Source organism: Lentzea aerocolonigenes (genome assembly GCF_000974445.1).
In the GTDB taxonomy this organism is placed as follows: Bacteria; Actinomycetota; Actinomycetes; order Mycobacteriales; family Pseudonocardiaceae; genus Lentzea; species Lentzea aerocolonigenes.
Map to the genome: position 1 here is coordinate 31,620 of NZ_BBOJ01000018.1, position 26,058 is coordinate 57,677.

Annotated in this window: 25 protein-coding genes; 15 read left to right on the top strand and 10 right to left on the bottom strand. The window is 69.6% G+C overall.

Features of this window, described 5'->3' with window-relative positions:
- Position 1: 1 nt before the first annotated feature.
- Together AOM45_RS50000 and AOM45_RS32175 are read left to right on the top strand one after the other, a co-directional pair.
- Positions 2 to 214, top strand: coding sequence for a hypothetical protein (locus AOM45_RS50000; protein WP_030472284.1), 213 nt, complete (start codon positions 2 to 4; stop codon positions 212 to 214).
- Entirely contained in the window at positions 211 to 2,343 is a 2,133-nt protein-coding gene (locus AOM45_RS32175) for a TOMM precursor leader peptide-binding protein (RefSeq protein WP_030472285.1), read from the top strand. Before AOM45_RS50000 ends, AOM45_RS32175 begins: the two co-directional genes overlap by 4 nt.
- 4 nt (positions 2,344 to 2,347) lie before the next feature.
- Here the strand turns inward: AOM45_RS32175 and AOM45_RS32180 are convergent, their stop codons facing one another.
- Positions 2,348 to 3,520 carry an SGNH/GDSL hydrolase family protein gene (locus tag AOM45_RS32180; RefSeq protein WP_030472286.1) on the bottom strand — a complete coding sequence of 391 codons (1,173 nt, stop codon included), beginning with the start codon at positions 3,518 to 3,520 and terminating at the stop codon, positions 2,348 to 2,350.
- 67 nt (positions 3,521 to 3,587) lie between these two features.
- On the opposite strand from AOM45_RS32180, the gene AOM45_RS32185 reads away from it, so the two are divergent.
- Entirely contained in the window at positions 3,588 to 4,118 is a 531-nt protein-coding gene (locus AOM45_RS32185; protein ID WP_236703906.1) for a class I SAM-dependent methyltransferase, read from the top strand.
- Here the strand turns inward: AOM45_RS32185 and AOM45_RS32190 are convergent.
- Positions 4,091 to 4,927: a LysR family transcriptional regulator gene (locus AOM45_RS32190; protein ID WP_030472288.1), complete on the bottom strand. Its 837-nt coding sequence runs from the start codon at positions 4,925 to 4,927 to the stop codon at positions 4,091 to 4,093. The two genes, AOM45_RS32185 and AOM45_RS32190, sit on opposite strands and share 28 nt — an antisense overlap.
- An 82-nt stretch (positions 4,928 to 5,009) precedes the next feature.
- On the opposite strand from AOM45_RS32190, the gene AOM45_RS32195 reads away from it, so the two are divergent.
- Complete coding sequence (locus AOM45_RS32195) at positions 5,010 to 5,906, top strand: MBL fold metallo-hydrolase (RefSeq protein WP_030472289.1); 897 nt, start codon at positions 5,010 to 5,012, stop codon at positions 5,904 to 5,906.
- Here AOM45_RS32195 and AOM45_RS32200 read toward each other — a convergent pair.
- A complete protein-coding gene (locus tag AOM45_RS32200) occupies positions 5,903 to 6,253 on the bottom strand; it encodes an MmcQ/YjbR family DNA-binding protein (RefSeq protein WP_030472290.1) in 351 nt (116 codons plus the stop codon). The two genes, AOM45_RS32195 and AOM45_RS32200, sit on opposite strands and share 4 nt — an antisense overlap.
- A 230-nt stretch (positions 6,254 to 6,483) precedes the next feature.
- Between AOM45_RS32200 and AOM45_RS32205 the strand changes: the two genes are divergently transcribed.
- Entirely contained in the window at positions 6,484 to 7,218 is a 735-nt protein-coding gene (locus AOM45_RS32205) for a carbonic anhydrase family protein (RefSeq protein ID WP_081902633.1), read from the top strand.
- Between the two features lie 292 nt (positions 7,219 to 7,510).
- On the opposite strand, the gene AOM45_RS32215 is transcribed toward AOM45_RS32205, so the two are convergent.
- Entirely contained in the window at positions 7,511 to 7,963 is a 453-nt protein-coding gene (locus AOM45_RS32215) for a hypothetical protein (protein WP_051784511.1), read from the bottom strand.
- A gap of 210 nt (positions 7,964 to 8,173) precedes the next feature.
- Between AOM45_RS32215 and AOM45_RS32220 the strand changes: the two genes are divergently transcribed.
- Positions 8,174 to 9,382 carry an MFS transporter gene (locus AOM45_RS32220; RefSeq protein ID WP_081902634.1) on the top strand — a complete coding sequence of 403 codons (1,209 nt, stop codon included), beginning with the start codon at positions 8,174 to 8,176 and terminating at the stop codon, positions 9,380 to 9,382.
- On the opposite strand, the gene AOM45_RS32225 is transcribed toward AOM45_RS32220, so the two are convergent.
- Entirely contained in the window at positions 9,289 to 9,882 is a 594-nt protein-coding gene (locus AOM45_RS32225) for a DedA family protein (protein ID WP_030472295.1), read from the bottom strand. The two genes, AOM45_RS32220 and AOM45_RS32225, sit on opposite strands and share 94 nt — an antisense overlap.
- Before the next feature lie 258 nt (positions 9,883 to 10,140).
- Here AOM45_RS32225 and AOM45_RS32230 point away from each other — a divergent pair, with 258 nt between their 5' ends.
- The 3 genes from AOM45_RS32230 to AOM45_RS32240 all read left to right on the top strand — a co-directional run bounded on the left by AOM45_RS32230 (position 10,141) and on the right by AOM45_RS32240 (position 13,593).
- Entirely contained in the window at positions 10,141 to 10,923 is a 783-nt protein-coding gene (locus AOM45_RS32230; RefSeq protein WP_051784512.1) for a hypothetical protein, read from the top strand.
- A 74-nt stretch (positions 10,924 to 10,997) separates the two neighbouring features.
- Positions 10,998 to 12,350 carry a gamma-glutamyltransferase gene (locus tag AOM45_RS32235; RefSeq protein WP_030472297.1) on the top strand — a complete coding sequence of 451 codons (1,353 nt, stop codon included), beginning with the start codon at positions 10,998 to 11,000 and terminating at the stop codon, positions 12,348 to 12,350.
- 64 nt (positions 12,351 to 12,414) lie between these two features.
- Positions 12,415 to 13,593 carry an MFS transporter gene (locus tag AOM45_RS32240; RefSeq protein WP_030472298.1) on the top strand — a complete coding sequence of 393 codons (1,179 nt, stop codon included), beginning with the start codon at positions 12,415 to 12,417 and terminating at the stop codon, positions 13,591 to 13,593.
- Here the strand turns inward: AOM45_RS32240 and AOM45_RS32245 are convergent.
- Positions 13,571 to 14,680, bottom strand: a complete 1,110-nt coding sequence (locus AOM45_RS32245) for a hypothetical protein (protein ID WP_030472299.1) — start codon at positions 14,678 to 14,680, stop codon at positions 13,571 to 13,573. The two genes, AOM45_RS32240 and AOM45_RS32245, sit on opposite strands and share 23 nt — an antisense overlap.
- Before the next feature lie 335 nt (positions 14,681 to 15,015).
- Between AOM45_RS32245 and AOM45_RS51230 the strand changes: the two genes are divergently transcribed.
- Genes AOM45_RS51230 through AOM45_RS32260 form a run of 3 tightly spaced genes read left to right on the top strand, consistent with a single transcriptional unit; the run spans position 15,016 to position 16,633 of the window.
- Positions 15,016 to 15,930, top strand: a complete 915-nt coding sequence (locus AOM45_RS51230; RefSeq protein WP_156094286.1) for a hypothetical protein — start codon at positions 15,016 to 15,018, stop codon at positions 15,928 to 15,930.
- Positions 15,927 to 16,457 (top strand): histidine phosphatase family protein, encoded by a 531-nt coding sequence (locus tag AOM45_RS32255; RefSeq protein ID WP_201780106.1) that lies wholly within the window; start codon positions 15,927 to 15,929, stop codon positions 16,455 to 16,457. Before AOM45_RS51230 ends, AOM45_RS32255 begins: the two co-directional genes overlap by 4 nt.
- A gap of 11 nt (positions 16,458 to 16,468) precedes the next feature.
- Complete coding sequence (locus AOM45_RS32260) at positions 16,469 to 16,633, top strand: hypothetical protein (protein WP_156094287.1); 165 nt, start codon at positions 16,469 to 16,471, stop codon at positions 16,631 to 16,633.
- Here AOM45_RS32260 and AOM45_RS32265 read toward each other — a convergent pair.
- Positions 16,620 to 17,774: a metallophosphoesterase gene (locus AOM45_RS32265; RefSeq protein WP_030472303.1), complete on the bottom strand. Its 1,155-nt coding sequence runs from the start codon at positions 17,772 to 17,774 to the stop codon at positions 16,620 to 16,622. The genes AOM45_RS32260 and AOM45_RS32265 overlap by 14 nt on opposite strands.
- 145 nt (positions 17,775 to 17,919) lie before the next feature.
- Here AOM45_RS32265 and AOM45_RS32270 point away from each other — a divergent pair, with 145 nt between their 5' ends.
- Both AOM45_RS32270 and AOM45_RS32275 read left to right on the top strand, forming a co-directional pair.
- Positions 17,920 to 18,309: a hypothetical protein gene (locus tag AOM45_RS32270; RefSeq protein ID WP_030472304.1), complete on the top strand. Its 390-nt coding sequence runs from the start codon at positions 17,920 to 17,922 to the stop codon at positions 18,307 to 18,309.
- A gap of 211 nt (positions 18,310 to 18,520) precedes the next feature.
- On the top strand, positions 18,521 to 21,511 hold the full coding sequence (locus AOM45_RS32275; RefSeq protein ID WP_030472305.1) for a DPP IV N-terminal domain-containing protein: 2,991 nt from the start codon (positions 18,521 to 18,523) through the stop codon (positions 21,509 to 21,511).
- Here the strand turns inward: AOM45_RS32275 and AOM45_RS32280 are convergent.
- Entirely contained in the window at positions 21,505 to 22,404 is a 900-nt protein-coding gene (locus tag AOM45_RS32280) for a DUF6461 domain-containing protein (protein WP_030472306.1), read from the bottom strand. The genes AOM45_RS32275 and AOM45_RS32280 overlap by 7 nt on opposite strands.
- 105 nt (positions 22,405 to 22,509) lie before the next feature.
- Between AOM45_RS32280 and AOM45_RS32285 the strand changes: the two genes are divergently transcribed.
- Positions 22,510 to 23,094, top strand: a complete 585-nt coding sequence (locus AOM45_RS32285) for a phosphotransferase (protein WP_030472307.1) — start codon at positions 22,510 to 22,512, stop codon at positions 23,092 to 23,094.
- On the opposite strand, the gene AOM45_RS32290 is transcribed toward AOM45_RS32285, so the two are convergent.
- Positions 23,085 to 25,007, bottom strand: a complete 1,923-nt coding sequence (locus tag AOM45_RS32290) for a putative bifunctional diguanylate cyclase/phosphodiesterase (RefSeq protein WP_051784513.1) — start codon at positions 25,005 to 25,007, stop codon at positions 23,085 to 23,087. The genes AOM45_RS32285 and AOM45_RS32290 overlap by 10 nt on opposite strands.
- Positions 25,004 to 26,038, bottom strand: coding sequence for a sugar ABC transporter substrate-binding protein (locus AOM45_RS32295; protein ID WP_059362811.1), 1,035 nt, complete (start codon positions 26,036 to 26,038; stop codon positions 25,004 to 25,006). Before AOM45_RS32295 ends, AOM45_RS32290 begins: the two co-directional genes overlap by 4 nt.
- Positions 26,039 to 26,058: the final 20 nt, after the last annotated feature.

The following is a 26,058-nucleotide window of genomic DNA, read 5'->3' on the forward strand; positions in this document are numbered from 1 at the left end:
CATGAAGGACTTCACGGCCGAGCTCGAGCACGTCTTCGGCGCCGCGCCGAGCGGGCAGACCGGACTGCTGATCGACACGTTCGACGGTGCCGGCGTCGGCGGAGACGTGCGGTGGACCCAGACCCGCGCCGAGGTCGCCGGGAGCATCTGTCTCGCCCGCTTCTGCACCACCCGCGCCACCATCTGCGGCACTCGCGCCGCTGTTGTGGCGTGACGTCGCACCACATCGGGTTCAAGCGGCACCTGCGTGCCGAGGTGGTACCGGGCGACGCGGTGTACGTGTTCTCAGAAGAGGACACCACCGCGTTGCGCGGCCCCCACGTCGAGGCGCTCGCCCCGCTGCTCGACGGCAGCAGGGACCTGGCCGCGGTGCGTCGCGAGCTCGACGCCTCACCCGAACACGCAGCGGGTCTGCTGACCCAGCTCGCGCAGGCCGGGCTCGTCGGCGTGCGCACGTCCGGCTCCGCCTACTGGGACGCGGTGGGCGTCGAACCCGTGGGAACGCCGGACGTCGACGTGATCACGCTGGGCATCGACGCCGAACTGCCGCCGATCGCCGAGGGCGACGGCTCGTTGACCGTCGTGCTGGTGTCCGACTACCTGGTCGACGGTCTGTCCGAAGTGGACGACAAGCTCCGTGCCGCCGGCCGTCCGTGGCTGCTGGCCAAACCCGTGGGCGCCAAGGTGTTCATCGGCCCGTTCTTCACGCCGGGATCAGGTCCGTGCTACCACTGCCTCTCCCACCGGTTGTGGGCGAACCGGGCCGCCGAGGCCCACGTGAGCTCCGCTCTCGGCCTGCCGGGCGCGATACCCCGCCCGCCCCTGGTCTTCGAGCCGTTGCAGGCCGTCGCGCTCAACCTGGTGGCACTGGAGGCGGCCAAGTGGGTCGCCGGTCACCGGTACGACGGCCAGCGGGCCGTGTGGACGTTCGACAGCCGTGACCTGACGGGCAGGCGGCATGCCGTCTCCGCCCGTCCGCAGTGCCGTTCCTGCGGTGACCCGGCCCTGGTGAGCGAGCAGGCCCGCCGTCCCGTGGCGTTGACCTCCCGGCCGAAGGTGCACACCGCGGGCGGCGGGCACCGTTCCTCGACGCCGGAAGAGGTGCTGGCGGCCTACCGCCACCTCATCAGCCCGGTGACGGGAGTGGTGAGGGACGTCGTCCGCGACGACCGCGGCCCGGCGTTCTTCAACGCCTTCCTGTCCGGCCCGAACCTCGCACTCGGCAGCCGCGGCGCCGCGCACCTGCGGTCCGCCCTGCGCTCCCAGAACGGCGGCAAGGGCGTCACGGCGCTGGACGCGGAGGTCGGCGCGTTGTGCGAGGCGCTGGAACGGCACAGCGCCCACGCCGACGGCGACGAGGAACGGGTGCGCGGCAGCTACCGTTCGCTCGGCGCGCAGGCGATCCACCCGGACGACGTCCAGCTGTACGACCCGCGCCAGTTCGACGACCGCGCTTCGTGGAACGCCGCGCACTCGGACTTCCAGCACGTCTGCGCTCCGTTCGACGAGGGCGCCGAGATCGACTGGACGCCCGTGTGGTCGCTGACCCGTGGCGAACACCGTTTCCTGCCAACGGGTCTGCTCTACTTCGACGCCGATCCCGACGAGCGGCTGATGGCGGACTCGAACGGCAACGCGGCCGGGTCGTCGCTGGAGGACGCGGTCCTGCAAGGAATGCTGGAGCTCGTCGAACGCGATGCCGCCGCGTTGTGGTGGTACAACAGGACTTCCCAGCCGCCGGTAGACCTGGCGGGTGATCCGTGGATCGACTCGTTCCGGTCCGTGCACGCGGATCTCGGCCGCGAGGTGTGGGCGCTCGACCTGACGTCCGACCTCGGCGTGCCCGTCGTGGTGGCGTTGTCCCGGCAGACCTCCGGTGAGCGCGAGGACATCATGATGGGCTTCGGCGCCCACCTCGACCCGGCGCTGGCGTTGCGGCGCGCGCTGACCGAGGTGAACCAGATGATGCCGTCCGTGCTGGCGGGCGGCTGGGCAGACGACCCGGACCTGCGGCACTGGCTCTCCACCGCCACGGTGGCGAACCAGCCCTACCTGCTGCCGTCGGGTTCACCGGTGCAGCACTCGTACACGGCCTCCGACGACCTGCTGACCGACCTGCTGGAGGTTCAGGCGCGGCTGGAGAAGGCGGGTCTGGAGGTGTTCGTGCTCGACCAGACGCGGCCGGACATCGGGTTGCCGGTGGTGAAGGTGATCGTGCCGGGGCTGCGCGGGTTCTGGGCGCGGTTCGCGCCGGGGCGGTTGTTCGACGTGCCGGTGCGGCTGGGCAGGGTCGCCTCACCGACGCCGTACGACGAGCTGAACCCGATCGCGATCTTCCTCTGAGCCGTCAGAGGGTCGCGATCTTCACCGCGTTCGCCATCGCCTCGAACCCCTTGTCGCCGGGGTGCAGGTGGTCGCCCTGGTCGTAGTCCGGCCGGATCCGCTGCGGATCCGCCGGATCACGGATCACCGCGTCGAAGTCGACGACGGCGTCGAAGTCCTTGCCGGTGCGGATGAACGCGTTCACGGTCTGCCGCACCGACTCGAGCTCCTCGGTGTAGCTGTTCCAGCCCTTGAACGGCGTGATCGTCGCGCCGATCACCCGCAGCCCGCGGTCGTGTGCTCTGGACGCGATCTGCTTCAGCGCCGCGATGATCTTCGCCGGGTCGGTCTCGTGCGGGGTCTGCTGGATGTCGTTGATGCCCTCGAAGACGATGACGGAGCGGACGCCGGACTGGGTCAGCACGTCGCGGTTCAGGCGGGCCAGGGCGTTGGGGCCCGCCCACTCGCCGTCGCGCAGGAGGCGGTTGCCGCTGATGCCCGCGTTCAGCACGCCCATGCGGGTGTTGATGCGGTCGGCGAGCTGGTCGGGCCAGCGGAGGTTGGCGCCCCACGTCGAGTTCGCGCCGTCGGTGATCGAGTCGCCGAGTGCCACGACGCTGCCGCTCAGGGCGGAGGAGCGGACGTCCACGCCGGAGACGAAGTGCCAGTTGGTGGTGCGTTCGCGGAAGGCGGCGGCGGACTCCTCGGTCGTGTGGTTGCCGTCGCGGGTGAAGTACGAGTTCTGCATGGCCAGGTTGTGGAAGGTGACCGGGCCGCCTGGCTCTGGCGTGTAGACGCTGACCAGCAGGTCGGAGTCGGCGGGGACGGTCAGCGCCACGCCGTCGCTGACCACGTCGGCGCCGGGCGGGGCGGTGATCGACTGCGCGCCGCCGAACGTCAGCGTGCGCATGGTGCCGGGCAGCGCGAGGGGTGTGTCCGGGCCGGCCGCGCGGGCCACGGTGACCTGGCCGAACACCACGGGAGTGCGGCCGAAGGCGTTGGACAGGCGGACGCGGATCTCTCTGCCGCCGGCGCTGACGTGCACGGTGTTGCGGATCGAGTAGTTCGGATAGCCGGTCTCGGTGCCCACGCCCGAGGAGGGGGCCGCGGCCCAGGTGCCGACCCATCGGACGGGTGCGGCGTGCGCGGGAGAGGCCGCCGCCACGAGCAACGCCACTGCCAGCAGAAAGCGTTTCATGTCTTCGACCTTGGCAGCGCTCTCACACGGACGGTATCCGCCGATCTTCGGATCTATGCTGCACGGCGTGTGGGATGGAGACGAGTACCAGCGCAGGTTCGACTCGCTCGCCGAGTCCGGGATGGACGTGCACGGTGAGGCGACGTTCGTGCGCGCGTACGAGCCGAAGACCGTGCTGGACGCGGGCTGCGGTACCGGGCGCGTGGCGATCGAGCTGGCCAGGCACGGGATCGAGGTCGTCGGCGCGGACCTCGACGAGTCGATGCTCGACTACGCGCGGCAGCACGCGCCGGACATCACGTGGGTGCGGTCCGATCTGGCCGAGCTCGACCTGCGGCGCACGTTCGACGTCGTCGTCATGGCGGGCAACGTGCCGCTGTTCACCGCGCCCGGCACGCAGGACGCGCTGGTCGCGGGCGTCGCGAGGCACGTGGGGAAGCTGCTGGTCGCCGGGTTCAGCCTGAACCGCGGGTACACGGTGCGGGAGTACGACGAGCACTGCGCGCGGGCCGGGTTGCGGCTGGTCGAGCGGTTCGCGACCTGGGACCGAGAGGAGTTCCGCGGCGGCGACTACGCCGTGTCGGTCCACGCGGTGTAGGCCTTCGTCGCCGCCTCGACGAACGCCCTGGTGAGCGGATCGTCCTCGCGCCACGCGAGGACGACGGGGCTCGGCGGCAGGTCGGTGAGCGGCACGACCTTCAGTTCGCCCAGGTCGTGACCGAGCGGCGCGAGACCGACGGATCCGTTCCACAGCACCGACTGCACGCACTCCTGCACTCCGCGCACGGTCGGACCGCGGCGTGGTTCGCCGCCGTTCCAGTAGTTCCGCCAGATCTCGTCGGTGCCGTCCGGGAACTGGAACCACTCGCGGCCGGCGAGGTCCGCGGTGGTGAGGTGCTCGCGGTGCGCGAGCGGGTCGTCCGCGCGCAGGACCGCGCCGACCGGGTCCCGGCGCAGGATCCGGGTCTTCAGCCCGGTCTCGTCGAACGGGCCGCGCGTCAGTGCGACGTCCACCTGCCCGGTGCGCAGGCCGCACGTGGGGTCGGTCAGGTCGGTCTCGCGGATGCGGATCTCGACGCCCGCGTGCTGTTCCCGGAACGCGGCCGCCACCCTCGCCGCGCCGTGGTCGGCGAGCATTCCGACGGTGAGCGTCCTGCGCGCGAGCTTGGTGCGGATTCGGTCGGCGTGGTCCAGCAACGCCTTCGCCTCGTGCAGCAGGATCTGTCCGGCGTCGGTGAGCGTGACGCCGGCGGGGGAGCGGTGCAGCAGCGTGGTCTTCAGGTCGCTCTCGAGGTGCTTGATCGCCCGGCTCAGCGGCGGCTGGCTCACGTGGAGCCGTCGAGCGGCCCGGCCGAAGTGGAGTTCCTCGGCGACCGCGACGAAATAGCGCAGCGTCCGCAGCTCCATGATCAGGCACGATACTCGTGCGGTATCGGGCTTGCGCACTCGGTCTTGGACGGACCGCGTGCGGCGGCGGTGAAGTGGGGGCATGAACCTCCCAGATCCTCTTGTCCGCGTCTCCGGCGCCGTCGAGGTGGCCGCCGATGTGCTGGTGATCCCGAACGACCACGTGGGGCTCGTGCCCAACATCGGCGTTGTGTGCGGCACCGAGGCCGTCCTCGTCGTGGACACCGGACTCGGCGCGGACAACGCCGCCGAGGTGCTCGCGTTCGCGTCGGAGGTGGCGCGAGGGCGGCGGCTGCTCCTGACCACGACCCACTTCCACCCGGAGCACGCGTTCGGCGCCTCGGCCTTCCCCTCGTACCTCGTGAACCGTGCGCAGGCGGATGACCTGCGGCACAAGGGATCCGGCTACCTGGAGATGTTCCGCGGCTTCGGCGGCGCGGTCGCCGACCGTCTCAACGGGACAGAGGTGCCCGTGCCGGACGAGGTGTTCGACGGCGTGCGCACGCTCGACCTCGGCGGGCGCGTGGTGGTGCTGCGGCCGACCGGGCGCGGGCACACGGCGGGGGACCAGGTGGTCGAGGTGCCGGACGCCGGCGTGCTGTTCACCGGCGACCTGGCCGAGACGGGACAGTTCGCGATCTTCCCGTGGTTCCCGCCGCACGACACCGACGTGTCCGGGATCGGGTGGATCGGGGTGATGGACCGGCTGATCGCTGCTGGGCCTCGTGTCGTCGTGCCCGGACACGGGACGACGGGTGGTCCTGAGGTGCTGGAGGGGGTGCGGGACTACCTGTGCGAGCTGCGGGACGAGACGTGGCGGCGGCGGGACTCCGCGACGGCGGTCGAGGACCTCGTGGCGGAGGTGCGGGCGGTGCTGGTGGAGCGGCATCCCGAGTGGGCGGGGCAGGAGTGGATCGAGCCCGGGGTGGGGTGCCTCTGTGCTGAAGCTGATGGTCGTGATGGCTTCAGTGTTGACTAAAGGTAATCCTCTCCGAGGTGGGCCCGGATCACCTTCTTCGGCACGCACATCGTCCAAGCGCCGATAACGAGCTCGGTCATCTCCTCCACGTCCAGCTCCGCCATCGACGCGTGCACCCACTGGAACCGCATGTCCGACTGGCTCGGGAACGCGAACTTCACCGGGTCACTCGCCACCAGCGCCTCCCGTTCCTCGCGCGGGTAGCCGAAGCCCAGCACCGTCTCGTCGCGGGACAGGGCCGCGTAGACGATCTGCCCCACGCGGAACTTCACGCGGTCGCGGATGAGGTGTTCGGTGGTGCGCGGCAGTGACAACGCCACGGCGCGGACGTCGGCGACGGTGACCATCGGGCAATCCTCCGCTTTGCGAGCCGTTTGGTCCACTAATTCAGCCTGAAACGGACAAAAAGTTCAAGAACGGCAGTGTTGTGCTATTCATTGTTGCAATTCATTTGCAAGTGCTTTGACCTGCGGTTATCGCGTCTCGGAGGCCAATTGAGACGAATGGAACCCGTTGCGATGAGAGCGTTGCCACACTCCTGTTTCCCTTTTCACTCGATCGGGTGAAAAGTGGCGCAATGAACCTAAGACGGTCCCTTCCGGCTCTCGTTCCGCTCGTGCTCACCGCGACGTTCTTCGCGGTCGGCACGGCTGAGTCGGGGACACCGAAGCAGAGTCCCGTCAACGTCACGCCCGGCGCCATCCGGTTCGATCCGCACGCGCCCAAGCTCGACGTCGACTACGGGTCTTCTGCGCTGGAGTTGAAGTACATCCGCAAGGACGCGGACTCCGCCGACGGGTGCACCGTCCGCAACCACGAGGAGACGGAGGAGGCCGACGTCCAGCCCGGCGCCGGTCACGTCACCGTCGCCGGCACCCGGTACGACCTGGTGCAGTTCCACTTCCACACGCCGTCGGAGCACAAGTTCGGCGGCCGCAACACGCCGCTCGAGATGCACCTGGTGCACCGCAGCGCCGAGGGCAAGCTGCTGGTCGTCGGCGTTCCGCTGGTCGTCGGCTCGCACTCGGTCGTGGACGACGTGCTGGCGAAGCTCGCGCCCGAGTGCGGTGCCGCGGTGGAGATCGAGCCGATCAACCTCAACCGGTTGCTGCCGCCCGGCCACGGCACGCTGCACTACACCGGCTCGCTCACCACGGCGCCGTTCACCGAGGGCGTCGAGTGGTACCTCACCAGCCCGCAGCACGTGACGGCCGCGACCATCGCGCGCTTCCAGGGGCTGTTCACCGCGGGCAACGCCCGTGAGACGCAGCCGCTCAACGGCCGGACCCTCGTGGAGGTCCCGCGGATCTGAGCGACGCACTGACGGAAGGCCGGTCCCGCGTGCTGGGGCCGGCCTTCCGCGCGTGATGGGCTTCGTGCTCGGCGTCGTGATCGGCGCGCTGCTGCTCACCGTTCTCGGCGGCGCCTTCCTCGCAAGAACATGCTCATGGCGCTGAGGGGTTGTTCATCGGGCGACCGGGTCTCCGCTCTCGCCGAGACCTGCGGCGGGCTGATGAGCGGCCGGGTTGTCGCGGCGGCGCGTTCTTCGGCGTCGGCTCGGTCGTCGCCGCTGATCTCGTTGCACCCCGCTTCGGCGAAGGTGCTCACCTCGGGTCGTCGGAGTGCCACGGGTAGACGAAGCGTTCCGGATGCAGGCCCCACTCTCTGAGGGCCGCGGTCAGTTCCAGTTCACTGGTGACGGCTGTGGCTTTGACCAAGACTGCTCCGATGTCGTAGTCGTAGCCGTCGAGGCGGTCAGCTTCGTAGTCCCAGTGCTGCAATGTGAAATCGCGGGCGTGGTCGGCTCGTTTCCAGCCCTGGCTCCTGGCTTCGGCATCCTCCGGGGTGGCCGAGGGCGTGATGTCGACGAACGCGCGACGACCTGATCGGGAAGCCGGCACCTCGGTGACCAGTCGCTGTCCGAGCCGCAAGGCGGTCAAGGTGTTGGTGGGCCACTCCCACCCGCTGCGGGCCGGGCTGGATTGCGCATTCACGACGGCACCGCCACTTCTTGCCACTCGGCCGTTGCGGAACGGCGCATCGAACACGTTGAGCACAACATGAGGCACAGCGGCCCGCAAGGTCGTTTCGAGAGGTGCAGCCCGGGCAACGCCGGTGGTGCGTTGCGGTGGTGTCCGTGCTGTTGGAGTGCCGTGTGAGCAGGCGCACCGGGCCGAAGGCTTCTGAAGCGCGTCAGAACGCCCGTAAAATCGTTCCGGTAGCTAACTAACCCGAGCCCTGGGGATGCCTTGAACACCACCCGCGCCATGACCGCTCTCGCGCTCGGCGGGTTCGGCATCGGGACGACCGAGTTCGCCACGATGGGCCTGCTGCCGCAGATCGCGGAGACGTTCGGGATCCCGGACTACGAGGCGGGGCACGCGATCAGCCTCTACGCGGCCGGGGTTGTCGTCGGGGCGCCGTTGATCGCGGTGCTCGGCGCCAAGTTGCCGCGCAAGGGTCTGCTCATCAGCCTCATGCTCGCGGTTGCGCTGGGCAACGGGTTGTCGGCCGCCGCCCAGGACAAGACGTTGTTGTTGGTGGCCCGGTTCGTCGCCGGGTTGCCGCACGGCGCGTTCTTCGGCATCGCCGCCGTTGTTGCCGCCACGCTCGTTGCTCCTGAACGGCGCGGCACGGCGGTTGCGCGCGTGATGGTCGGTCTGACCGTGGCGAACCTTGTGGGCGTACCGCTTGCGACGGCCGCGGGGCAGCAGATCGGCTGGCGCACCGCCTACCTCGCGGTCGCGGTGATCGCCCTGGTCACGGCCGCGGCGATCGCGGCGTGGGTGCCGGTGGTGCCCGAGGCCGAGGACGCGTCGATGAAGGGTGAGGTTCGCGCGTTCGGCCGCCCGACGGTGTGGTTCGCGATCTTCACCGGCATGATCGGCTTCGGCGGCATGTTCGCCGTGTACTCCTACGTCGCGCCGTTGACGACCGAGGTCGCGGGTCTGCCGGCGAGCGCGGTGCCGTGGATGCTCGCGGTGTTCGGGCTCGGCATGACGCTCGGGGCGACGTTCGGCGGGCGGTTCGTGGACCGCTCGGCGATGGGTTCGGTGTTCGGCGGCCTGATCGCGGTGTGCGTGATCCTGGTTCTGTTCGGGCTGACCGCGACCAACCCGGTCTTCCTGTTCGGACTCCTGTTCCTGCTGGGCTTCGTCATCCAGATCCTGGCGGCGGCCCTGCAGATCAGGCTCATGGACGCCTCGCCGGACGCGCCGTCGCTCGCGTCCTCGTCGAACCACTCGTCGCTCAACGTCGCCAACGGCGCGGGCGCGTGGCTCGGTGGCCTCGCGATCGCGGCGGGCTGGGGGTACACCTCGACGGCGTGGGTCGGCGTCGGGCTCTCGCTGGCCGGTCTCGCGATCGCCGTGGCGTCGGTGCTCTACGAGCGGCGCGCCCTGGCCCGAGCCACGACGAACCAGACGATGGCGATGGCCAGCGCGGCGACCACCGCCGTCGAGACCCAGCCCAGGTAGCGGTCGATCAGCTCGTAGTTCTCGCCGAGCGCGTACCCGGCGAGGATCAGCGCGGTGTTCCACAGCAGGCTGCCGGCCGCGGTGTAGAGCGTGAACTTCGCGATCGGCATCCCGGACACCCCGGCGGGGATGGAGATCAGGCTGCGCACGACCGGCACCATCCGGCCGAGGAACACGGCCGCGTTGCCGTGCCGGTCGAACCACTCGTCGGCCTTGTCCACATCGGACACGGTGACGAACGGCAGCTTGTCCGCGACCCGCCGCAGCCGCTCCAGCCCGAGCCACGCGCCGAGGCCGTACAGCACCAACGCGCCCGCGACGGAACCCGCCGTCGTCCACAGGATCGCGGCGACCAGTGAGATCTTGCCCTGACCGGCGGTGAACCCGGCCAGCGGGAGGATCACCTCGCTCGGCACCGGCGGGAACACGTTCTCCAGCGCGACCGCGAGGCCCGCGCCGGGTGATCCCAGCGCCTCCATCAGCTCGGTGATCCACTCCATGGTTGTCGAATTACCCGTTTCGCCCGGCCGCTCAACCTCGGAGGTGGAGACGGATCTCCACCCGGCCTGCGGTTCTGGGTCGACGCGCCGACGCCGTCCGGCTCGCGCTCAAGCTCCGATGAATCTTGTCAAATTCGGTCATTCGCTGTCACTTTGGTTGACAATGCAGTGCGAGTCCTCCTACCTTCGAGGAGGACATCGCTCCGCCGCCCGATGTGCTCCCCCTGTCGTACGCCGCCAGGAAGGACGCACCGAACGATGGAATCGCGCATCACCCGCAGGGCGGCTCTCACCGCTGCCGCCCTGATGCTCGTCACCGTGAACCCCGCGCAGGCAGCGCCCGCGTGGCATCCCAACCCCTCGACCGACGGCCTCAGGGCGTTCGAGGGCATCGAGGTCGACCGCGGCAACAAGTTCCCCGAACGCAAGGGCCGCTACATCGTCGTCGAGGGCGACCACTACCGGTTCAACATCTGGAAGAACGACCGCGACACCACCGGCGGTGGTGACCGTCAGCGCACCGAGTCCAAGGGCATGGTGAGCGGCGGCAACGCGCTGAAGATGAAGAACGGCGAGACGTGGGTCATCTCGTACGAGATGTACATGCCGTCGTCGTTGCACGGCACCAGCAAGTTCACGCACATCTTCCAGACCAAGACACCCTCCACCAACGGCGGCCCGTGGACGACCTTGTCGCTGAGCCGCAGCGGTAGCACCGAAACGATCCGAGCGCGCGCGTTCAGCACGTCCGGCGCACCGGACATCGCCTCCACGAACCTGGCCCCGCTGCGAGACAAGTGGGTCACGGTCGAATGGACGATCACGCCCGGTTCCAGCGGCACGGTCGGTTTCGTGCTGCGCAACGGCACGGGCGCCAACGCACCGATCGCGGTGCAGGGCAAGCGTTCCGGCGTGCGGATCCCGGACGAAGGTGACTACGTGCGGCCGAAGTGGGGCATCTACCGGTCGGTGGAGAGCGCCTCGTCGGACATCCTCGACACGTACATCAACTTCCGGAACTACACCGCCACCAAGAAGTAGACACGCCGGGTCGGGTGGCCCGCTGATCGCGACCAGGTCTACCGTTGTCTGCCTCACTTTTCTGGAGGTAGACGGTGCGAGGCGCGATCGCTGCGGGCCACCCGCTCACCGCACAGGCGGGCGCGGCGATGCTGCGCGCCGGGGGAAACGCCGTGGACGCGGCCGTCGCGGCGATGCTGACGTCCTGCGTCACCGAACCGCTGCTGACCGGGCTCGGCGCCGCCGGGTACATGATGATCGCGCCGGCCGGGGAAACCCCCGTGCTGCTGGACTTCTCCGCCGTGGCCCCCGGCCGCGGCCGCACCGGCGACAGGGCCCCGCTCGACCCGATCACCGTCCACTTCGGTGACGCGCAGCAGCAATTCCACGTGGGACCGTCATCCGTCGCGGCCTACGGCATGCCCGCCGGTGCCGCGCAGGCCGCCACCTACGGCCGGGCGCCGCTCGACGAGCTCGTCACCGTCGCGGTGAAGCACGCCAGGGAAGGCCATCGGGTCAACCGCTACCAGGCCTACGTCACCACGTTGCTGCTGCCGCTCGCCCACAGCGCGGGACTCAACGCCTTCGAGGAAGGCGAGCTGCTCGTCCAGCCGGAGCTCGCCGAAGCTCTTGAACGGCTCGGCAAGGACGGCGCCGCGCCGTTCTACACCGGTGACATCGCGGCCGCGATCGCCGGCACGATCGGCGGGGACGGCGGGGATCTCACCCGAGCGGACCTGGAGGCCTACGAGGTGGCCGTCAGGGAACCGTTGCACGCGCTGCACCGCGGCCGTGACATCCACACGAACCCACCGCCGGCCGCCGGCGGTGCGTTGCTCACGCAGATGCTGGAAGCGTTGCCGGACAACCCTTCGCAGCAGGACCTCATCCGCGCGATGGCCACGCCGAAGACCCACCTGAACCGTCTCGGCTCCACGACGCACATCTCGGTCCTCGACGCCGACGGCACGGCGTGCTCGGTCACGACGACCAACGGCGCGGGCTCGGGCATCTCCATCGCCGGTGTGCACCTGAACAACATGATGGGCGAGGAGGACCTGTCACCCGACGGGTTCTTCAGCCACGCGCCCGGCGACCGGCTGCCGTCGATGATGGCGCCGACCGTGGTGACCAACGACGGCGGCGCCGAGCTCGTGCTCGGCAGCGCCGGTTCCAGCCGGATCTGCGGCGCGATCCTGCAGGTGCTCGTGAACGTCCTCGACCGCGGCATGCCCGCCCAGGAAGCGGTCGACGCGCCACGCCTGCACCTGAGCGGAGACCACCTCCACGTCGAACCGGGAATTCGACCGGAAAGCGAACTCCCGGTGACGAGATTCCGTGCTCCGAGCATGTTCTTCGGTGGCTGCCAGGTCGTCGAGATGACCGGATCCGGCCTGCTCAGGGGTGGTGCAGATCACCGCAGGGACGGGTCGATCGTCATCGTGTGAGATCTTGCCCGCATAATGGGATATCCGGTTTCCTGATTCACGAGTCAGGACGCACGATGGAGCGGTGACGGCTCTTCGCGAGAGAACATCCTCGCCGCTCCTTTCCCGCACGTTCCTCCAACTCTCCGTCATCAGTGTCGTGTCCGGCGTCTCCATGGCGTTCGCGATGCCGTTCAACTCGCTGTTCCTGACCACCGAGGTCAAGGTCACGCCGGTCCAGCTCAGCGTCTTCCTGCTGGCGAGCCCGCTCGCGTCCGTGGTGGCCAGCACGATCATGGGCAAGCTGTCGGACGGCCGGGTGCAACGCCGCTACCTGCTCGTCGCGGGCGGTGTCGCCGGTGCGATCGGCTACAGCCTGTTCGCCGTCCTGCGCGACTACTGGTTCCTGCTCGGCACGTCCGTGGTCTTCGTGGCGATCACGTCGTCGCTGCTCCCGCAGATCTTCGCGTACGGCCGTGCGGTGTCGCGGGGTCCGTCGATGATGGTCAGCGTCCTGCGCACGCTGCTGTCCGTCGCGTGGGTGGCCGGGCCGCCGCTGGCCGCGCTGATGGTCGCCAAGACCGGCTGGGTCGGCCTGTTCACCGCCACGGCGCTGCTGCAGCTCGGCGTCGCGGTGCTCGCCTTCACGCTTCCGGTTCCCGTTGCCGTGCCGGAGGAGGAGAAGACCGAGGAGGAAGCCGGGCCGTCCCGCGCCGGCATGTCCGTCGTCGCGGCGGCTTTCGTGTTCCTCCAGGGCTCGGTCGGGCTCGCGGTGAGCGGTCTGCCGTTGTTCGTCACGACCGAACTGCACGGCACGGCGGGAGACGCCGGACTCGCGATGGGACTGTGCGCGGCGCTGGAGATCCCGATGATCCTCTGGTTCGGGTCGCTGGCGAACCGGATGTCCCAGCACAAGCTCGTCGTCGCGGGCGCGGTGATCGCGTTGGCCTACCACGGCCTGATGCTGCTGACGGACTCCGTCTGGCAGGTGCTCGCCCTGCAGCTGCTGCACGCCACCGTCATCTCACTGGTGATGGGTGTCGGCCTCACGTACTTCCAGAGCCTCGACCCCTTCCGTCCCGGCCGCGCCTCGACGATGTTCAGCAACACCCAGATCGTCGGCGGCATGCTCTCGGGCGTGCTGCTCGGCGTGTCCCAGCAGTTCGGTTTCCGCTGGGTCTACGGGTTCACCCTCACGGAGATCGTGCTGGGGCTGGTGCTGCTGCTCGTCGCGGGCGGGCTCACTGGATCGTCGAGGCGGTGACCTTCGGTTTCTCCCCGGTGCCGAGGTAGAAGATCCCCTTGACGGTCTCGAACCCGAGGCTCGGGTTGCGGCGCAGCGTGGAGCCCTCGACCGACATCGAGCCCGAGTGGTCGTTGCTGACGAAGAACACCGCGCCACCGCCCTCGTTGGCCTGGTTGTCCTCGATCAACGACCCGGCGATCCGCAGCGTGAACGTGTTGCCGTCGTTGTAGATCGCACCACCGCTGCCACCTCCCGGCGTGCCTGCGCGCGCGGGGTTGGCGCCACGGCCGATGGCCTTGTTGCCCTTCATCAGGCTGTTGAGCACCACCCACGACGCACCGATGCTGCTCAACGCACCGCCGTTGGAGCACACACCACCCTCGAACGTGCTGCTGGTGATGTAGATCGGCACCTTGTCGGCCCAGTCGGTCACGCGGATCGCGGCACCACCGAGATCGGGACCGTTGGTGTCGCACTTGTTGCCGGCGAACCGGGAGTTCACGACCTTGAGCTGACCGCCGCGCACCATCACCGCGCCACCACCCCCGCCGTCGGAGCTGTCACCGGTCGAGTTGCCGTCGGCGAGCGTGATGTTCTGGAGCACCAGCCTCGGTGCGTTGTGGTCGAGCACCCGGCGCTGGCCCTGGCCGCTCAACGTGATCCGGCCACCGCCGTCGAGGACGGTCTTCGCGCGGACCTTCGCGGTCGCGGCGAGCGGGATGGTGAGCGGGTTCGGCCCGCAGTTGAACGTGACGACCCCACCGGCGGCGACCGCGTCGATCACGGCCTGTGACGTACAGGTGGCGGGCGCACCGGTGCCGATCACGCGGGTGGGCTTCGAGGTGTCCTCCGCGGCGGCTTCCGGTGGGACGGCGGCGGTGCCGTTCGGGTTGCCGAACTTCGCGACCGGTGGCGGCGGAGGTGGGGGAGCGGCGGACGACGGGGGAGCGGCGCTGCTGCTGCTCGGCGGTGGCGTCACCACGGACACGGTCTGCGATGGCGACGCCGTGGGTAAGGACGGACCGGGGACCGGGGAACCCTGGATCGTCGTGCCGCAGCCGGCCACGAAGGCGGCGAGCAGCACGACTGCCTGTCTACCTGACATGGCGGGCACCCTAAACCTCCTGCCACAGCGGGCAAAGCACCTCGCGAATTGCCACGAGATCAACGCGTTTCGCAGGTGTTTCACAAGTGTGACCCGCCGGAGCGGTCCAAGATCCGGTTGTTCACGTTCCCAGAAGCGGTGTGCGCAGGTGCGGCACGGTCGTTAGCCTGACTCACGAGTCAGTTTTCATGCCACCGTTCGCCTGATCGTTGTGACGGAACGTCAACGAAATGGCGTAGCGGCCTACACAGCGTGCGGTTAATTGCATCCAAATGACCCGTTCGTGAAAGAACCACGCGTTCGGGTGGCCCTCTGTCCCTGGCACACTGCGCTCCGTGCCCACCCACTTCCCCGACGAACCACCGACCGAGCGCCACCTGGCGCCCGACCCGGCGTTGATGGAGGCCGCCCGCGCCAGGGGCCGCGAACGCTGGGCCGCAGCCGGTGACCTGCCGGTGCCGGAGGAGAAGCCGCCGGGCCACCCGCTCAAGCCCCGCATCGCCGCGATCGCGGCCATCGCCGCACTCCTCGTCCTCGCGGGAGTCGCCATCCTGACGTTCAGCGGCGGATCGGGTGACGGCGGCGCGGACGTCGCACAGCCCTCGCAGAGCTACATTCCGGGCCTGATCACGCCACCGGAAGACCTGCCGGAGGAGTCGTCGTCGAACAGCGCGAACCCGACGCTCGCCTCGTCCGCGCTCGGCCTGATCCCCACGACGACGACGGCGGCCGCACCGCCGCCCGCCACCGACGGCAACCGTGCGCCCAGCGGTGCCAAGTCCTTCACGACCGGCCCCGGTTGCGGCGGCTACACCAACGTCGGGCTGTACCGCGACGGCAGGAAGGGCTGGGTCGACCACGGAGACGGCAAGTGCGGCTCGACGTTCGTGTCGATCCCGATGTCCGGCGACGCGCGCCGCGACGACGGCTCCGCGTACGGCATGTGGACGTTCTCGGTCTCCGGCACGTGCGACGTCTCGGTGTTCGTCCCGAACGGCAACCTGGAGGAGGTCGGGGGTAACCCGACCGTGTACTACGTCTTCGACCGCAACGGCGTCGGCGGCACCCCGGTGGCGTCGTTCGCGATCAAGCAGGTCGAGAAGCGCGGCCAGTGGGTGAACGCGGGGAAGTTCAAGGCCAGCGGAAACCTCACCGTGCAGCTGCTCACCCGAGGTCAGGACTGGAACAACTCCGGACCCACCTACGCCCATCACGCCGCCAGCGCGGTCAAGGCAGACTGCACGGCGTGACGAGAGATCTGCATCTGGTCCGGCACGGCGAGGCGACGAAGGACGAGTCACGGCTGACCGCGCGCGGTCGCAAGCAGGCCGAGGCGGTAGCGGAACGGTTGCGGGGCACGGGTTTCGCGGCCGTGCACCACGGTCCGCTGCCCCGTGCGGCGGAGACGGCGACGATCATCGCCGGCGTGCTGCGCGTGCCCTGCCGGGTCGAGGCCGCCGCCGGTGACTACGTGCCGCACTTCGTGCCCGACCACGACGAGTTCTTCGACCAGTTCCCCGAGTCGGAACGCACGCGCGGCCCGGCACTGGCGCACGAGGCGGAGACGCGGTTCGCGCGGCCCGGCGACGGCCCGGTGCTGGTCGTGACGCACTCGTTCCTGATCAGCTGGCTGGTCCGAGAGGCGCTCGACGCACCGCCGGAGCGGTGGCTGACGCTGAACCACGACAACGCCGCGCTGACCGTGATCCGCTACACGACCGGCAGGTCACCGCGGCTGGTCAGGTTCAACGACAGCGGGCACCTCAGCGGGATTTGAGCGTCGGCAGTGTGATCTTGCTTGGTGCGAACACGCGCATCGGCGGGTCCCGGAATCCGGCGCTGCGGCTGACGCTGAACCACGACAACGCCGCGCTGACCGTGATCCGCTACACGACCGGCAGGTCACCGCGGCTCGTCAGGTTCAACGACAGCGGGCACCTCAGCGGGATTTGAGCGTCAGCAGCGTGATCTCGCTCGGTGCGAACACGCGCATCGGCGGACCCCAGAACCCGGCGCCGCGGCTGGTGTAGAGCTGGGTGCGGTCGCTGTGCCTGCTCAGACCGGCGACGACGGGCTGCTGCAACCGCACCAGGTAGTGGAACGGCCAGATCTGGCCGCCGTGCGTGTGCCCGGAGAGCTGCAGGTCCACGCCCGCGTCGACGGCCTTGCGGATCTCCGACGGCTGGTGCGCGAGCAGCACGACCGGGGCGTCGGAGTCGGCGCCGCGCAGGGCCAGGGCGAGGTCGGCGGTGTGGCCGGGCTCGCCGGAGTGGTCGGCGGTGATGTCGTCGATGCCCGCGAACACCAGCCGGGCACCGCCGCGCTCGAGCGTCTCGTGCTCGTTGTGCAGCGCCTTCCAACCCAGCCGGGTCATCAGGTCGATCCAGCCCTGCGCGTTCGAGTAGTACTCGTGGTTGCCGGTGATGTAGAAGCGGTGCTTCGCGTTCACGTCACCGAGCGGGCTCGCCTGCTCCAGGCGCTGCTCGGCGGTGCCGTCCGCGATGTCGCCGACGTGCACGGCGACGTCGGCGCCCAGGCTGTTGACCGCGTCGACCATGCCCCGCGACCACTTCGCGCGGTCGATGGCGCCGTAGTGGGTGTCGGTGATGACGGCGACGGTCAGACCGTCGAACGCGGGGTCGAGGCGCGGGAGGGTGACGTCCTGGCGCTTGATCCGCGGCACGCGCATGGCCTCGTAGACGCCGTAGACCGTCACGGTGACGATGATTCCGGCCAGCAGGACCGCGATCAGGCGGGAGCGGAACGGGTTCTCGACGCCGCCGAGCGCGAGGGCGAGCCTGAGCACGTCGGTGATCAGCGTCCAGACGAACGCGATCCAGACGAAGCCGAGCAGGAACTGCGAGATCCGCGCGGCCCGGTCGCTGGTGCGCTGGGTGAACAGGGCGATCATGGTGACGGCCGCCGCGACGAACACGACGGCGGCGATCGGCCGGACCGGCGCGGGCCACTCGGCGCTCGCCGCGAACAGCCCCTCGAACGGCACCCAGAACAGCAGCGTCGTGACGGTGAACAGGACGAGCGTGAAGACCACCCGCCGTACCGTGATGCGGGGCCGGGTCACCGTGGTCGTCATGCGTGTCCTCCTGAGTCGCTCAAACCCTCTCAACGCACGGAGGCCCCCGTTTGTTCGCTTGAGGTCCGTCACACGCCCGTGACGCAACCGCCGGGGCCGCGGGGAGTCCTCCTATCAAGAACTCCGACGACCTAGAGTGGGCGACATGATCTTCTACACCGACGAGGAGAGCCGGACGCTGCGCACCGCCGTGTACGGCGCGATGCTGCTGGTCTCCCACGCCGACCCCGGCCCCGTGCTGGAGGAGCGGTTCGCCGGCCTGCGCGCTCTCACGAACCTGTCGCCTGACCTGCGCGGCGTGCTCGGCGCGGCCCGCCCGTCCGTGCCCGCCGGCACGGACGAGGAGATCGAGCCGGTGGTCCTGGAGGCGCTGCGCTCGTCGATGAAGACGCTCACGGCCCGCTCGCCGGAGGACGCCGCGGACTTCCCGCGCGCGGTGCTCGCGATCTGCCGCGAGGTGGCCGAGGCCGACGGTGTGGTGGTCGACTCCGAGGGCGCGATGGTGGCCCGCATCGAAGGTGCGCTCGCGCTGTAGCTGTCGGCCTCAGCGCAACGACAGGCGCCGCCGGCTCGATCGCGACAGTGTGCTGGTGCTTCAGCTGATCGCGACAGCGCGCTGGCGCTCTGACAAGTTCAAAGGAACAGGTTTCCACCGGGTGGACGCTGCGCCGAATGGCCGATAGCGTGAGCCGGGGCCGGTGGCAGGGTGGATCTCCTACGGGGATCGACATCGGGGGAGCGCCACTATGGAACTGTCGCGTCGTGAACTGCTGACCCGCACCGGCCAGGCCGCTGCCGTCGCCACCGCCGCGTCCACGCTCACCATCGGCACCGCGCAAGCCGGCACGGGCGTGAAGCTGACGCAGGGCACCAACATCTCGGTGTCGCGGTCGTCCGACGGCAGGTGGCTCGCGATCGACCTGGTCACGGCGATCTGGGTGCTGCCGGCGGCCGGTGGGCAGGCGCGCAGGCTCACCGACGAGTTGCAGGACGCCACGCTGCCGTCGTTCGGGCCGGGCAACCGGATCGCGTTCCAGTCCTATCGGGACGGCAACTACCACCTGTACGTGATCGGGTTCGACGGCGGTGGCCTCCAGCAGCTCACGCGGGGGAAGTACGACCACCGCGAGCCCGCGTTCTCACCGGACGGCACGAAGATCGCGTTCGTCAGCGACCGGGGCGGCAGCTACGGCGTGCACGTGCTGGAGCTGGCCACGGGCGCGATCACGCAGCTCACCGGGGCACCGGACGAGGCAGCGGCGCCGCAGTGGTCGAAGGACGGCAAGCGGATCATCTTCATCACCGGGAACGCGGCGGTCGAGGTCGTGTCCCTGGACGGCAAGCGCGAGAAGCTGGTCACGGCACCCGCGGGGGCGCAGCTGTTCGGTGCCGCGTTCGGGCCAGGCGACCAGCCCAGCTACACGGTGATGCGGCCTGGGCAGGCTGATCTGATGCTCGGGTCGACGGCGGTGGTGACGGGTCAGGACGTCTTCGGGTTCGCGCCCGTGTGGGACGGCGACAGCGTTCTCTACACCGCTGACGGCAAGATTCGGTTGCGCGCCAACGGGTCCACGAAGGACATACCGTTCGAGGTGTCGGTTCCGGTGCGCAAGGTCGAGCGCCACCGCACGAGGAACCTCAGCGGTGGCCCGGTCAAGGGCATCGCGGGACCGGTCGTCTCCAGCGACGGCAAGATCGCGTTCCGGGCACTCAACGCGATCCACCTGCTGAGCAACGGCAAGGTCACCAAGCTGACCGACGGCAGGTACTTCGACTCCGACCCGGACTTCTCGCCGGACGGCACCGAGCTCGTCTACGCCAGCGACCGCACGGGCGTCGCGCAGCTGTGGGTCCGCGACCTGAAAACGGGCGAGGACAAGCAGTTCGCACCTTCCCCCGGTGCGCAGACCACGCCGCGGTTCTCCCCGGACGGCACCAAGGTCGCCTACGTGGACCAGGACGGCCAGGTCTGGGTCGCCGACGCCGCCGGGCGCAGGCAGATCACCCCGACGCTGTTCCAGCCGGGCCGCCCGACGTGGTCGGCGGACGGCACGGTCGTGGCGCTGGCTGCGGTCAAGCCGTTCTCGCGCCGCTTCCGCGAGGGCACCAGCCAGATCCTCTCCGTCGACCTGGACTCGGGTGAGCTCAAGTACACCGAGCCCATGCCGCTCCGCTCGATCGCGACACGCGGCGACGACGGCCCGGTGTGGTCGCCTGACGGCAAGCACATCGCGTTCGTCGTGGAGAGCGTCGCGTGGGTGGTGCCCGTCGACGCGAAGGGCACCTTCACCGGTGAGCCGCGCCAGGTCACCCGCGAGGTCACCGACTCACTGGCGTGGCACGGCGACGACGCGTTGGTGTACCTGAACAACGGCAGGCTGCGGAAGTCCACTCTGGACGGGAGGACCTCCACGATCCGGGTGAACCTCAACTGGGCCAAGCCCAAGGCACCGGAAGGCAAGGTCGTCCGCGTCGGTGCTTACTGGGACGGCGAGGCGCACGAGCTCAAGCGCAACGTCGACATCGTCGTGGAGAACGGCTCTGTCAAGGAGATCCGGCCGCAGCACGGCCGTGCCGACGTCGACGCGTCCGGACTGACCGCCATTCCCGGCCTGATCGACGCCCACAACCACTGGCACCTGCGCGGCCGCCAGTGGGGCGCGCGGCAGGGCAACGTCTGGCTCGCCTACGGCATCACCACGGTCCGCTCACCCGGCGACCCGGTCTACCAGATGGTCGAGACCCGCGAGGCCCTCGCCGCCGGAACCCTGACAGGGCCGAGGTTCTACGCCACCGGCGAGGCCGTCGACGGCTCCCGCGTCTACTACAACTTCATGCGCCCGACGCTCTCCAAGGCCCAGCTCGACCTCGAACTGCGCCGCGCGCACGAGCTCGGCTACGACATGATCAAGACCTACGTGCGCCTGCCGGTCGAGCTGCAACGCGCCGCCGTGCAACGGTCCCGCGTCCCGCTGTCGTCGCACTACCTCTACCCGGCGGCCAACCTCGGCATGGACGGCATGGAGCACGTCGGCGCGACCAACCGCCTCGGCTACTCCCACACCGTCACCCGTCAGGGCAAGGCGTACCAGGACGTCGTGTCGCTGTTCACGAGCTCCGGCATGTCGATGACGCCCACCCTGTTCCACAACCGGGCGTTGTTCGCCGAGGACAAGTCGCTGGCCCTGGACGAACGCACCCGCGTGCTGTTCCCGCCGTGGGAATACGAGCGCTACCTCGCCGACGCCAACAGCGGCGGCGGCACCTCGTCGGCCTACGTGCTGCGCAACTGGGTCGAGTTCGCCCTGGCCGTGCACCGCGGCGGCGGCCTGGTCATCTGCGGCACGGACGCACCTCTGGACGCCCCTGCCACGGCCACGCACATGAACCTGCGCGCGATGGTGAAGTACGGCTTCACACCACGGGAAGCGCTCATCACCGCGACCCGCAACCCCGCTCGCTGGCTGGGCCTGCCGATCGGCGCGATCAAGCCGGGAGCGCCGGCGGACATCTCGTTCGTCTCCGGCGACCCGCTCGCGGAAATCAAGGCGGCGGCGGACGTGCGGAAGGTCATGGTCGGCGGGCGCCTGCACGAGATCGAGGACCTGCTCGCGCCCTACCGGAACCAGCCCGCGCTCAGGTCCACTGTGGACGCGCTGGAACCGTTGCCGTCCGCGAAGAACGAGCACTGGTGGCACGAACCGGAGTGGTCAGAGCACGTCTGCTGCGATCACTGAGCGAGATCTGCCCGGAACTTCGTGGCGAGCGCCTGGGTCAGGTGACCCAGGCGGTAGCCGTGCCGGCGTTCCTCGTCGCTCATCCGGGACCGCGCCCACGGGTCGTTGAGCGACCAGCTCGCTCGCCGGGCCGTCGCCGACCACTCGCGCACGTGCCGGCCCAGCTCGCTGTCCGGGGTGACCACGACGGGCTCGCCCCGCGCGGCCGCCGCGATCGCCGCGGCCAGGCCCGGCGTGTCGCCGACGCCCAGTTCCGCGACGATCTCCTCCACGGACTCGGCGCCGCCCGACGGCCGGGTCCGGCTGAACCAGTGGTCGAAGTGCATGCTCGGCAACGGCCCGGTGAGCTGCCCCAACGTCGGCGCGACCCCGGTGATCAGCTCGGCCAGCCGCAGTGCCCGGCTGATGGCCTCCCCGTACTGGCCCTCGTCGTCGTCCGGGTCGAACCCGGCGTCGCGCATCAGGTCCAGGTGGCGGTCCGGGTCCGTGCCGTCGCGGTGGTCCGGGTAGTTCAGGTGGAAGGTCGTGACGATCTCCCCGTCCACGGCGTGGGTGAACCTCGACGTCGCGTAGTCGTGCCGCACGAACGCGATCGCCTCCGTGCCCCGCGAGAGCGCGTCCACGAGGAGCTGCAGCCAGAACCCCGTCGGCTGGACGAGCACCGTCCACTCGCCGGACGCCAGCGCGCAGACGACCTCCGGATAGCCGTGGTCGTAGTCGTGCAACGCGCTGATCTCTTTCGGCGTGCGTTCCGCCAGGGTGTCCGGCAGGCCACCGACGCGCCCCATCGCGTCGAGTGGACCGACGTCGCGGACGAACGCGAGCGAGAAGATCTCACCCAGGAACGGTTCGTCGCCAGGATGCGCGTCAGCCCAGGAATGTTTTCGCGGCACGTGATCCCCCAAGATCAGCTCGATCCCCCGACCATAGCGCGGAGGTCCGAGCGCCGGAGGAGAAATGATCTGCGCGGCCTCCGACGGTTGTGACACGATCGTGCGATGACCGGCTTCGCGACCCCCGGAGACATCGCCCACCGCACCGCGGCGGCCAGGAACGCCGCCGTGGCAGCAGGTCGCGACCTCGGCCTGGAGATCACCGAGGGCGAGGTCCTCTACGAGCTGTTCTCCGTGGTCGTGCACCTGAAGCCGTCGCCGGTCGTCGCTCCCGAAGACCTGCGACGGGCCGAGCAGGAATGGGAGGTGCTGGAACCGCTCGTCACCGACGAGAACGAGTTCCGCAAGGCGTTCCCCGGTGTCGAACTCCAGCCCGTCCACGGCGACTCGCCGCCCGCCAACATCTTCGCGAGCACCAACGGTCCGTTGTTCTCCGACTTCGAGCTCGTCACGCGGGGCCCGGTCGAGTGGGACCTCGGCGGCCTCGGCCCTGAGCACGAAGCCGCCTACGACCGCGGCGCCGCGAAGAACGGGCTGCGGGCACTAGACAAGGACGTGCTCCGGTTCGTCAACGCCGTCGGCGCGATCCGGGTCATCGCCTACCTGTCGTGCGCGGACCAGCTGCCCGCCATGGTCGAGTTCATGCAGCCGTTCATCAACCAGTGGCGCGACACGGAACCCTACGCGTGAGCCGCCGCCCGATCTCCTAGCCAGGACACGACTTCCTCGGCGGGCAACGGCTCGCTGAGGAAGTAGCCCTGCACGACGTCGCACCCGGCCTCGGCCAGCGCGGTCCAGGTGTCCTGGTCCTCCACGCCCTCCGCGACGGCCTGCAACCCGAAGTTGCGGGCCAGCGCCACCAGGGCGTGCACGATCGCGCTGTCGCCCGCGTCGGTGCACATGTGCGTGACGAACGAGCGGTCCAGCTTCATCTCGTGCACCCGCATGTTGCGCAGGTAGGAGATCGACGAGTACCCGGTGCCGAAGTCGTCTATCGACAGCCGCACGCCGAGCTCGGTCAGGCCGCGCAGGACCTCCACCGCGCGGTCCGGGTCCGAGATGATCGCGGACTCGGTGATCTCCAGCGTCAGCAGTCGCGCGGGCAGGCCGTGCCGCTTGATCAGGTCGGCGACGTCGCCGGGGAACTCGGTGTGGTGCAGGCAGGCCGCGCCCACGTTCACCGACACCGGGACCTCCCAGCCCGCGTCCTGCCAGACGCGGCACTGGCGCAGCGCCGCGTCGATGACGTAGCGCGTGAGCGGCTCGATGAGGCCGTTCTCCTCGGCGATCGGGATGAACTCGTCCGGCCGGACCAGCCCGCGGGTCGGGTGCTGCCAGCGGGCCAGCGCCTCGACACCGCACACCGCGCCCGTGTCGGCCAGTGCCTTGGGCTGGTAGTGCAGGAACAGCTCGTTGCGGTCGATCGCGTGCCGCAGCTCGGTGACGGCGGTCAGGTGGGCGGCGCCGCGTTCGTGCAGGCGGGCGTCGTACACGGCCACGCCGGACTTCTCGCGCTTGGCCGCGTACATCGCGATGTCCGCGTGCCGCAGCAACTCGTGGCCGTCGCCCGAGTCGGACGGGCACAGCGCCACACCGACGCTGCCGGCGATCTCCAGCTCCAGGCCCTCCAGCGTCACCGGCATGGCGAGCGCGGACAGGATCTTGTCCGCGACCATGCGGGCGTTCTCGGCCGAGCCGACGCCGGGCAGCAGCACGGCGAACTCGTCACCGCCCAGGCGCGCCACCAGGTCGGTGTCGCGCACGGCCCACGAGAGCCGGTTCGCGACCTGGCGCAGCAGCAGGTCACCGCAGTGGTGCCCGAGCGAGTCGTTGACCTCCTTGAACCTGTCCAGGTCCACGATCAGCAACGCCAGCGGCTCGTCCTTCTTGCGCGCCTTCAGCACCGCCTGGTCCATCCGCCGCGCGAGCAGCGTCCGGTTGGCCAGCCCCGTCAGGGCGTCGTGGTGGGCCTCGTGCTCGTTCTTGGCGGCCTGACGCAGGATCTTGCGGCGGTGGCCGAGCAGGACCATGCCGAACAGCGCGACCAGGAACGCGTCCAGCACGAACGCCACGATCTGGGCGATCCGCAGCCGCGCGTTCTGCTCGTCGGCCGCCCGCAGGTACTCGGTGGTGTCGAGCCTCTTCGTGCCGATCGTGGAGGAGATCTGGCGGCGCAACGACGAGTGCGCCAGCTCCGCCTGGTCGGCCTGCAACGGGTCGCCGGAAGCGATCACCTTGCGCAGGATGTCCGTGGTCTGGTCGTAGAACGGCAGCAGCTTGGCGGCGGCCGTGGCGTCGGACGGTGTGCCGTTGGCGCTGAGCCACTCGAGCTCACCGCGTGCGGTGCCCACCGAGTTCTGCAACGGCTGAACGGTCTGTTCGGTGCGCTTGGCCTGGAGGTCGCGCAACGCGTTGTCGGCGACGTTGATGTGCTCCAGCACGCGGCTCCACCGCTCGCTGGTCTCGTTGAGCTGCCGCACGTGCGCGGTCGTGGCCTGCGCGCTCACGCTGCTCCACAGCGCCAGTCCCGCCAGGACCAGCAGCCCGGCCGTCAGTCCCGCCGTCGCCACCCGTGCGGTGGCGCGGCCTTCCCAGAAGCTCACCGTGCCTGCTCCAACGGTCGCACCCAGCTCGCCGGGTCGTTGACGAAGCTGTCGATCTGCGGCTGGAAGAACTCCTTGCGGGCCTTCTCGGACTCCTGCCGGTGCAGGATCCTCTCGAGGTTCGCGGTGGTCACCGTCAGGCCGGGTGTCTCGACCCAGCCCTCGGGTAACGCCGCCCCGTCCTTCGCGTGCCGGGCGAGCAGCCAGCCCGCCACAGCACCCTTGAGGTAGTGCTCCGGCGAGATCGTCGCCACCATCGCGCCGTCCCGCACCGCCTGCAACGTTCTCGGGTCGACCCCGAAACCGCCCACCAGCCACCTCGCCGACTTCTCGGTCCTGAGCGCGGCGAGGTTCACGCCGTCGCAGTCGCCCGTACCAACGAACGCGAGGGCGTCAGGGTTCGCGGCGACCAAGCGGCGCCACGCGTCCCGGTTCGCTTCGTCGTCGCGCTGCGTGTCGAACGGCCCCAGCACCAGTACTCCCGGTAGCTTTTCCGCGAACCGCCCTCGAATGCCTTCTGCCCGGTCGTCGAACCCGGCGAGCCCCGGTGCGGTGTTTCCCAGCACCACTGTTCCGGTCGCGTCCGAGGGCAATCGGCGCATCAACTCGTCAGCCAGCTTTTCGCCGAGTTCGTAGTTGTCGTTACCGATGTGCAGTTTCACGCCGGAACTCGCGGTGAGTCGCATGTCCACGCCGACCACGGCGACGTGCTGACTCAGCGCGTCACCGATCGACGGCGCCATCAGCGCGGGTTCCGACGTGGCGACGGCGATTCCGCCTTTCGCCGCTAGCGTCAAATCGCGGAACAACTCGACTTCCTTGTGCCCGTCCTGCCCAGGAGGCCCGGTCACGGTCGCGCTGACGCCACCGATGCGGCCGACGCCTTCATGAAACCCGCTCGTCATCTCCTGCGCGAACGATCCGCCTGTGCGCTTCACCACGAAACCGACGTGCGGGAGCGCCTCGGACCTGGCGGCGCCACCGCACCCGGCCACCAGGAGCAGGCCCAGCACCAGCACCGCAGCTCGCATGGGGTGACCTCGGGCTCGCT